The organism is Collinsella aerofaciens, from assembly GCF_040915425.1.
In the GTDB taxonomy this organism is placed as follows: Bacteria; Actinomycetota; Coriobacteriia; order Coriobacteriales; family Coriobacteriaceae; genus Collinsella; species Collinsella aerofaciens_BW.
Map to the genome: position 1 here is coordinate 1 of NZ_JBCPDN010000075.1, position 9,318 is coordinate 9,318.

Below are 9,318 nucleotides of genomic sequence, written 5' to 3' on the forward strand. Positions count from 1 at the left end.
TCTCTCCCGCCAGGATGGTGGCGATGTTCTGCCCGCCGTACTTGCCGATTTGGCCCTGGCGGTTGTACTCGGCGTTGCTGAGCGCCGTCTGCGCGTTGCTGCGCGCGGTATCGTCGATGACGTTGAGCGGCTGGCCGCCTACGACCAGCGTCTTTGCATTTGCCATTTATCCTCCTTAGGAAAGGGTTACCGTGCTGCCCGATACCGAGCACGTGCTGCCGAACGTCACCGTGTCCCCGGATACCGACGCCTTGCCGGCAGGGCAGTAGACCGTGCCGTCCATGTAGATGAACTTGTCTGTCGCGTCGGCGAGCATCATCGCGAGCTGGCCGTTCTGGCGGCGCAGCTCGGCGATGTCGGACTCGCCGGCGGCGCCCTGCGCCGCCGCGTTCGCGATCTGCAATGCCGCGCTTGCCGCCGCATTGGCCCTCGACGCCGCACCGCTAGCGGCGGATGCCGCATCGAACGCGGATTGACCGAGCCGAGATAGCTCAGTGCTCCACTTCCTGTAGAGCTCGTCGAGCTCCTGGTCGTAGCTGACGGCAGGCCCTGTTGTCCCGTCCACATTTCCCAGGATGACGAGCGCGAAGTCCTCAGTCGTCTCGGAGACCCCGTTGGCGTAGAACTCGAAGTAGGCCAAGCGGCACTTCCCCACCCCGTTGACGGCCTCCGGCGCCAGCGTGGCGCTCACCGATGACGTGCCGACGGTGGCGGCGCAGCGAGCCCACGTGCCGTCGGCATGGAGTACGCACAGGCGCGCGGACTGGTAGGTCGGTGTGTAGGCGGCGCCGTCCACAGTGAGCGACGCCGTTATCTTCTGGGTCTGCGTCTCGCCCCTGCGCACTGTGACGCGCTGCGGGACTGTGCCCGGGCGCTTGCGCATGTCGAGCGCTATCGCGTGGTTGATCATTTGGCCTCCAGCGCCTTGAGCGCGGCGAGCGCGGCCCTAAAGGCCTCGACCGGGTCGACGGCCTCGGTTCCCTCCCCCGTCTCGTCGGCCATGGCCGGCTGCGGGTCGACGATGGCCGAGATCGCGTCGAACACGGCGACCGTGGCGGCGGTGCGCTCATCGACGTACCCGGCGGTCGCCAGCGGGATGCCGTTGACCGTGGGGTCTGGCTTGCGGACGTCCGCGGCCTTGACGACCTCGCGCGTGCCGTCGTCGTACTGGGCGACAAATATGAGTCCGGCGTCCTCGGCGCGCTGGAGCACGTCCGGGTCGTACTCCGTCAGGCACTGCTCGTTATTGCCGATGATGTCGTGGACCGCGTAGCCCACGACGATCTTCTTGCTTGCTTCCATTCCTTCTTGTCCTTTCATCTCTTATCCGCTCCACCCGGACGGCATGGTCGACACGCCGATCAGCAGGCCGTTCCTGAACTCGAGCACCGACGATGTCTGGGACTGGTCGTTGAAATATTTCTTGCCGTTCTCCGTGTAAAGCGGGTGGTATGCCGCTCCGACCTTGGTCGTCAGGCCTGACCACGTCGTGACGCTCGTGTCGGCGCTGCCGCTCACGCTGAGCCTCGGGGTCGAGACTCGCACGACGCCCTGTCCCTGCAGCTGCAGTCCGTGGTAGATAATCGACGGATTGTCGATGTCATGTGACGTTGAGGAGCATTCGATGTATCCGTACTGCGTGCCATCCTTGAATCCCGCCAGCTTCCCGCTCGAGTCGAGCTCCATGGCGTACCCGCTGCTGCGGTTTCCACCGGTGAAGCTTCCGGTCGCCGTGATGTTCTTCGCCGTCATGTAGTTGGTCGTCAGCACGCCTTCCTTGAGGTTCCACGAGTTGCGCCCCTTTGCGTCCGCGAGAGTCCCGGTTGCGATGTATGTCGCGTTGACGTAGACCCTGTTGTTGCTCATGTAGAGCCCCTGGTCTGCGCCGTTGTTGGTCAGGCGGTCGAAGATGGCCTTCTGGTCCATCTGCTCGTCGTAGGCGCTCAGGATGCCATCGGCGTAATCCGATGCGTCCTTCTGCTCGATGGCGTGGCGCGCCCCGGTCGCGGCCTCGGCATAGTCCCTCACGGCGGTCGAGTAGGCGCCGTAGGCGGCGTCGTACTCGTCCATGGCGGCCTTGAGCTCCTCAGCTGTCTTGCACTTGAGCACCTTGTCGACCTTGTCGGTATAGGCGCCGTACGTGCCTCCCTCATCGGTCGTGCCGAAGGCCTTGGTGTAGCGGGGGCCGAGGACGGACGAGAGGAACTTGGCACTGAGGGCCTTGTTCGACTTCAGCGCGTTGTACTGGCTCGTGAGCTCCTCGCGCTCCTTGTCCACGTCCTGCTTGGCCTTCTTGACCGCCGCCTTCTCCGCTTCGGTCACCACACCGTCTTTGGCGAGGTCCTGCACCGTCGTGTCGAGGCCATTGAGTGAGCCCGTGAGGTCGTGCGCGCTCTGGTACGCCTTGTTGTACGCGGCCTCCAGCACCGGCGCCGTGTGGGTGACGCTGCCGTCGCCGTAGGTGACGCGCTCCATCGACCAGACGAAGTATCCGTTCGACCATTGCGGGAGGTCCTCGGACCATCCCAGCTCTGGGTTCTGCGCATTGATCGGCGGCACGCTGTCCGATTGATTCTTGGCGTAGAGCTTCACGCGCGCCGCGATGGCGCTGCCGGCCATCTGGTTGCTGCCGTTGATGGCCTTGGCGAGGCACGGCGCGGTGTAGGTGACCGAACCGTCCGTCAACGTGACCTTGCTCCTCGTCCAGATGTACTTGCCCTTCGCCCACGCGGGCTGAGCCTCCGACCAGCTGCCGCCGGACTGCGCCGTGGAGCTCGTGGACAGGTAGTACTGTTCGACGATGCCGCGCACGCCGGTACCGGTCGAGCCCTTGTCGCCCTTGGCGCCATCGATGCCGCTGATGCACACGGGCTCGCTGTACTCGATGTCACCGGACTGCATGGTGGTCTTGGTGCGCGTCCAGATGTACTTACCCGACACCCATTGCGGCGCAGTTGTCTGCCATCCGCCCTGCGGCTCGGTGACGCGCGACGTTCCCTGGGCGTACTCGACGTCCACCGACGCTATCACGGCATCGGCGACGGCGATGTCCTTGCCGTCGAGCTTGGCGCCGGGGCCTAGATGGACCTCGCTCTCGTCGAGGTTCCAGTAGTTCTTGCCCGCCTTGTCCTGGATGGTGCCGGCCTTGATCAGGTCGCCGAGCATCGTGCCAAAGCAGATGAACTCGGCGAAGAAACCCTTTCCGGTGCCGAAGGTGCGCCAGTCCCACGAGCCGTCGGCCTTGCAGCCGGAGGCGATGCGGAAGCCCTGGGAGCACAGCTGCATGGCCATGCCGTCGCCGGTCGTCGAGCGGCCGTCCGCGTCGAGGGGCACGGAGCCGAAGATCAGGCCGCGCTCGAAGCTCGTGTGGACGTAGCTGTTGCCCGCAAGGTTGAACTGCGTATTCATGCTGTCAATGACCTGCTGGAGGTACGATGGCGGCGTCAATGCCGCCACGTCCCAGTTGGACGAGCGCTTCGACAGGCTGGACACTTTCTGCTGCTGCGCCAGCAACATGTCCGTGATTGTCTCGGTCACGTTCCCGAGCGTCACGCGCATGGTGCCGCCCAGCTCGTCGGTCACGAGCTTGGTCACGCGGCCCTCGCAGCGCAGCGCCGGGCTGAAGCACGTGTCGACGATCTGGACGTCGTCGCCCACTGCGACGCCCTCCCACTCGCGCCCGAACTGCACGAGGTCGACGACGTCGGCCTCGTAAGTCATGCCGGGCTCCTTACGGGAGCCGAAGTACGCGCGGGTCTCGGCGAGCAGCGTCGCCGCGTCCTCGCAATTTGGATTTTCATATTGTCCGAACACGTGCGCGCGCCCGCCCCTGCCGTCGGGTCGACCGTAGAGCTTGAGCGCGGTCGCGTCCTCCACGTAGTTCTTGCCGTTGTTGATGTCACCGAAGGTCAGCTTGCGACCGTAGCCGCCCGTGTCGGTCTCGATACCCTTGCCGTAGCCGTAGCAGGCAGTGATCGCCCCGTAGTGCTCGGTGCGTGATACCGATGTCAGGTCCTTGGTGTAGGTGAACCGGCGGTGGCCGCCCTTCGCGCCTCGATGCGAGCGGACGCCCACCCTGCGAGAGGTCACCCTGCCGCCGGATACGGTGATTTCAGTCTCAAGCTCGCCGCCGCATTTCAAGATTGACTGGAGCGCCTCGCGCGCCGAGGTGTGGTAGAAGATCAAGCCCTTGTCGACGGTGCCGGTCTGGTCGACCGTTCCGGCGGTCCAGCGGGTCGGCCCGAGGCAGACATTCAGCGCCTGCAAGAAGCCGTAGCCGTAGGGGCGCTTGTCCTCGATATAGTCGCCGTACGTCTCGCAGATTGAGCTGATCGCCGTGTCCGTGTAGACCGTATCGCCTCCGGCGTGGAGGCCCTTGGGGTCTTGGCAGACGTGCTCGTGGACCTTGCCGAGGCGGTCGGCCCACACGAGGCGGTAGCCCTGCTTGAGCGCGAAGGTCGTGGCGATGTCCACGCTGTCCTCGCCGTTGAGCTCGTCGGTATGGGTGAGGGAGAGCAGCTCCTTGGGGCCGATTGTCGATACGTAGGCGTCCTGCCACGTGTATACGTCAATTCGCACCTAGAGCCACCTCTCCTCCCATTCGAGCGTCGCGGTGCCGCCGCTCGTCTTGATCTGCTGCACGCCGTCGAGCGAGAAGAAGTCGCTCGCGACGGTCACGGGCCAGTCCGCGCCGTTGACTGTGCAGCGCTCGGCGCGCATGTCCAGCACGACGGTCTGCGCGCCCGTGAACGACGCCTCGACGCGGACGAACCGCCCGGTCGAGACGTTGGTGATTGTCCAGCTCGAGCCTGCCGGGGGCCTGCACGTGACCGTAGGGTAGGCCCTGTAGTTGCCCCCGGCGGCGACGGCGCGCTGGGATGCCGACACCTGCTCGGAGCGCCGCTGCCCGTAGGCGGCGGGGTCTGCACAGTAGAACCCGAGCGTGAGATTCGGCATGTGTGCGTTGCGCCCCTGCTCCGCCCCTCCCCTGTAGCGCGCGAGCATGTAGCGCTCGGGGGCGTCGTCGAGCACGAGGGCCTTCTCGCCACCGGACAGCGCCGAGGCGAGCACGGCCCTTGCCTCGGCGACCTCGTCGAGGGAGCCGCCGACGATGTTGCAGTCGACCGCTATCTCGACGGGCTCGAGGCCCGTGGCGCGGACGTGTGTGCCGTCCATGCCGGGGACCTCGGTCTCATCGAGCCGCACCTTGGGGACAATCGGTCTCGTGACCTTGGTCACCAGCAGGTACGGCGTTAGGTCGATTCCGCCGAATATCATGCGAACCCCCTTGCGGCGAGCGTGTGCCTGCCGCGCATCGCGATGGCGGAGGAGACGCGCTCCGAGTCGATGTACAGGTTTCCGTCCTTGTCTCGGATCTGCTCGAGGACGGACAGGATGCCGGCGAGGGCGTCGTCGGAATCCTCCTCGGGACGCGCCGGAGTGTAGACAGCGGACGGCGCGACGGTCAGGCCCGTCGAGAGCATCCCCTGCGCGGTGTCCATGGCGCCGCTGATGGCGGAGACCACGGTGCCGGTGCCGGAGCCGATGCCCTGCGCCCAGCCCTGCATGAGGGCCTTGCCCGAGAAGGTCGTGTAGCCGTGCCCGGAGAAGGGGCCGACCTTTGCCGGCGAGAACGGGAAGAAGGAGCGGATTCTGGAGACTGCGCCGGAGACCGCCGAGGTCACCGAGCCGATAGCGGACATGATGCCGTCCTTCAGGCCGTTGAGTATCGACTTGCCGGAGTTGAAGAGCCAGTTTCTCGCACCCGAGAAGAACCCGGTGATCTTGCCCTTTATGCTCGTGACGGTCCTGTAGACGGAGTTGATTCCGTTTGACGCTGCGCTCTTGATGCCCTCCCAGATGGACGAGCAGGCGCTCTTGATGCTCCCCCACATGCTCGACCACGTGGAGCTGATGCTGTTGAGCACGGAGCTGATCACGCCGTTGACCTGATTTATCGCCGAGTTGACGGAGAACTTGATGCGTCCCCATACGACCTCGGCGAAGTCGCGGACGGTGTCCCACACGCTCGACCAAACCGAGCTGATTCCGTCGAGCGCGGACGTTATCACGGACTCGACGACCCCGATGGCCGCCCGCACGGCGAACTCAATCTGAGACCAGACGAGCTCGGCTACCTGCTTGATGGTGTTCCAGACCGTATCCCAGTCGCCGCTTATCGCGGCGGTGACCGTGGAGATGACTGTCTGCACCACGGCCATCGCGACCTGGACGGCAGTGGAGATTGCGCCCATCACACCAGTCAGGACAGCGGAGATCGCAGGCCAGACCGCGTTCCAGACGGCGGAGATGATGCCCATCGCCACCTGAATCGCGCCCTGGATGAGCGGCATCGCCGCCAGCACGGCGGACAGCACGGACTGCACGGCGGGCATGGCGATGGCGACGAGCTGCGAGACGGTCGTCATTACGTCCGCGATGACACCGACCAGGAAGCCGATGACCGGCGACAGCGCCTGCACGATGCCGAGCACCACCTGTATGCCGGTGGAGAGCACCGGCAGCACGGCCTGCGCGATGTTGAGCAGCGCCGTGCCGATTGGCGCGATGAGCGGCGCGATGAACCCGATTGCCGCCTTGATGCCGTTACCGACGGACGTGGCCACGCCAAGGATGGCCTGAAGCGCCGAGCAGATCTGCGAGGAGTCCAGCTTCGGCAGCTTGATACCGATGCCGGCGAGCGCCCCGACGGCGATGTTCCACGCCGTGGCGAGCGCCTCGGACACGATGGGCGTGAGCACCGACGCGATGCCGGAGAGCGCCGCGGGGAGCGCCTTGATGATGCCCTGCCCGATCTGCGCGACGCGCGGCGCGATGTTCTTGGCGACCGCGCCGACGGACGTGAGCAGCTGCTCGGTGAGCTGCGAGAAGTCCACGTCGTCTCGGCCCAGACCGGTGAGGAAGTTCTCCCACGATGCCTTGGCCATGCCGATGGAGCCGGAGATGGTCGTCGCGGCCTCCTTGGAGGTCGTGCCGGTGATGCCCATCTCGGACTGCACGGTGTGGATCGCCTCGACCACGTCGGCGTAGCTGTCGATGGTGAGGTCGGCGGTCTTGCCCTGCGCCGCGCGCAGCTTGTTGGCGTCCGCGATGAGTCGCTCCATCTCGGACTTCGTGCCGCCGTAGCCCAGCTTCAGGTTGTCCAGCATCGTATAGTTTTGCTTGGCAAAGCCTTGGTAGGCGTTCTGGACGTCGGCCATGTCCGAGCCCATCTTGTTGACGTTGTCCGCCATGTCGCCCATCGCCGTTTTGGCGGACTCGGCGGCCTTCGCCACGTCGCCGCCGCACGAGCTCACGAGCGATGCGGCGAAGCTGGTCGCCTGGGTCATGTATTGGTTGGCGCTCATGCCGCACGTCTTGTACGCTTCCGCGGCGTATCCCTGCAGTTTGCCGGACGCGGAGCCGAAGAGCGTGTCGACGCCGCCGACCAGCTGCTCGTAGTCGGCGTATGCGGATACCGCAGCGCCGCCGATTGCGGTCACCGCCGTGGTGAGCGCGCCCATGCCAGCCGCGGCGACGGTGCCCACGCCCCTGGCGACGGTGCCGAGCCCGCTCAGCAGCCCGCTGGAGCGCTTGACCCCGCCGTCCACGCCGGAGGTCATCGAGTCGCCGAATGACTTTCCGGCCTTGGAGCCCGTGTCGCCGAACTCCGAGCAGATGCTGCCGGCGAAGCCCTTCATGGACGGCATGAGCGTGATGCATGCCGAGCCTACGCTAGTCGCCATCCCGTCCTCCTAATCCTAGAATCTCGTCGATTTCCGCCCTGTTCGCGAGGGCGTTGCGCTGGTGCCTCTTGAGCTCTGCGAGCTGCCCGGGCGTCTTGAGCGGCTGCGGCTCCTGCGGCGGCCGGTGCTTCTTGTCGCTCAGCCCCCACGCGAGGCTCCTGAGCTGGTGCTCGATGCGCCAGAGCATGTACGTCTCCTCGCTCCACTTGAGCTCCGGGTACATGCGGCGCGCGCACCTCGACTCCTTCGGCAACTGCTCCCACAGGAGGGCGGCGCGCCGGAGGTCGTTCGGTCCGCCCTCGAGCGGGAGGTCGATGCCGTAGTACTGGCGGAAGTCCGCTACGACTTCTGAGCGGTGCCCTTCGAGCTCGAGGACGAATCCTGGGAGTTTTTTGCCTTCGCCGCCTCGAATGCGGCCTGCATGAGCACGCCCGTGGACTCGACGGAGCCGCCGAGGCGCTCCATGTACTCCTCGTCGCGGCCCGCGAAGACGCGCTCGAAGGCCTCGAACATCCCGTCGGGCTCGGTCTCGCTCTTGGCGAACTGCTTGTTCGTCTTGTAGCTGAGCAGCTCGTCGAGGTCGGCGGTGAACTCGCCGTCGATGCCGGGGATGGTGAATGTGAGCTCGGTCATTACTTGCCCTCCGCGGTCTCAGCGGCCTTGGCGGTCGCGGTCTCGGTGGACTGGATGTAGTCGTAGCAGGTGTTGCCGGCATCGTCGGTGAGGTACTTGACCGTGAGGGCGCGCGCGGCGAGCTCGCCCACGGCGAGGGTGAGGTCGTCCAGCTCGGAGGACTGGGCGAGCGGCACGACCTTGCGCCAGCGGCGGCCGTCCTTGAGCACGAGCTCTAGCACGGCGGGCCACGTCTCGGTGGAGTCGCCGTTGTGCTTGACGGTGATCATGCCGGCCTCGTCCTTGACGTTGCCGGAGCCGTACATGACCTTGAGGGTCGCGGCCTTGATCTCGGCGAGCGTGAGCTGCGCGCTCTCGACGCGAGAGGTCTGCGGCGACGCCATGAGGTCGCCGTTCATGTCCTTGATGTCCTCGGAGTCGGTGTCGAGCGTCTCGACGTAGCCGTCCTCGCTGATGTAGCCGAGGCACTTCCACGCCTCGGGCAGCGCGGTCGTGTAGTCGGTCGGCAGCGCCGTTCCGACGGGAGCGGTGAAGATGTAGCCGCCCTTGACTCCCTTGGCGCTGGAGACGTTGGCGACGTTGTTTTTGTTGCTTTCTGCCATGATTGCTCCTTATTCGCAGATGGTCAGGTTGATGTTCGTCTGGTATCTGGGAGTCCCCGTGTCGGGGTCGTCCCATCGGTAGGTGCCGTCGGGCACGGCGGAGAACACGTTCGGCTCGTCCTCGATGGCGGAGCACGCCCGCTCGACGGCCTCGGCGATCTCGCGTGCGCGCCTGCGGGTCTTCGCCCACGACGTGGCGAGCACGCGCGGCGACTGGATGAACCGCGTCGCGCTCGTGGCTGCGAGGGTGACCTGGACGAACTCATCGGGTCTCTCGCGCGGAACGTCCGGCACGCACTTGATGCCGGTCGCGTGCATAAGGCGCTGGGCCACTACCC

9 protein-coding genes are annotated in these 9,318 nt (G+C 65.8%); all 9 read right to left on the reverse strand.

The genetic code is table 11. The annotated features are described in order from the left end of the window. Window positions 1-175: 175 nt before the first annotated feature. Entirely contained in the window at window positions 176-910 is a 735-nt protein-coding gene (locus tag AB5164_RS09020; RefSeq protein WP_368142574.1) for a hypothetical protein, read from the reverse strand. Continuing rightward, the gene (locus AB5164_RS09025; protein ID WP_368142575.1) at window positions 907-1,302 is read right to left on the reverse strand and encodes a hypothetical protein; all 396 of its coding nucleotides are present in this window, start codon (window positions 1,300-1,302) and stop codon (window positions 907-909) included. Before AB5164_RS09025 ends, AB5164_RS09020 begins: the two co-directional genes overlap by 4 nt. 21 nt (window positions 1,303-1,323) lie before the next feature. Then, on the reverse strand, window positions 1,324-4,578 hold the full coding sequence (locus tag AB5164_RS09030; protein ID WP_368142576.1) for a phage tail protein: 3,255 nt from the start codon (window positions 4,576-4,578) through the stop codon (window positions 1,324-1,326). After that, window positions 4,579-5,277, reverse strand: a complete 699-nt coding sequence (locus AB5164_RS09035; RefSeq protein WP_368142577.1) for a distal tail protein Dit — start codon at window positions 5,275-5,277, stop codon at window positions 4,579-4,581. After that, on the reverse strand, window positions 5,274-7,745 hold the full coding sequence (locus AB5164_RS09040; RefSeq protein ID WP_368142578.1) for a phage tail protein: 2,472 nt from the start codon (window positions 7,743-7,745) through the stop codon (window positions 5,274-5,276). The genes AB5164_RS09035 and AB5164_RS09040 overlap by 4 nt, the downstream gene beginning before the upstream one ends. Next, a complete protein-coding gene (locus AB5164_RS09045) occupies window positions 7,735-7,932 on the reverse strand; it encodes a hypothetical protein (RefSeq protein WP_147356477.1) in 198 nt (65 codons plus the stop codon). Before AB5164_RS09045 ends, AB5164_RS09040 begins: the two co-directional genes overlap by 11 nt. 152 nt (window positions 7,933-8,084) lie before the next feature. After that, a complete protein-coding gene (locus AB5164_RS09050) occupies window positions 8,085-8,378 on the reverse strand; it encodes a hypothetical protein (RefSeq protein WP_368142579.1) in 294 nt (97 codons plus the stop codon). Next, entirely contained in the window at window positions 8,378-8,980 is a 603-nt protein-coding gene (locus AB5164_RS09055; protein ID WP_368142580.1) for a phage tail tube protein, read from the reverse strand. The genes AB5164_RS09050 and AB5164_RS09055 overlap by 1 nt, the downstream gene beginning before the upstream one ends. Window positions 8,981-8,989: 9 nt before the next feature. Beyond that, window positions 8,990-9,318, reverse strand: a 329-nt coding sequence (locus AB5164_RS09060) for a hypothetical protein (protein ID WP_368148004.1), incomplete at its 5' end; no start/stop codon positions are given.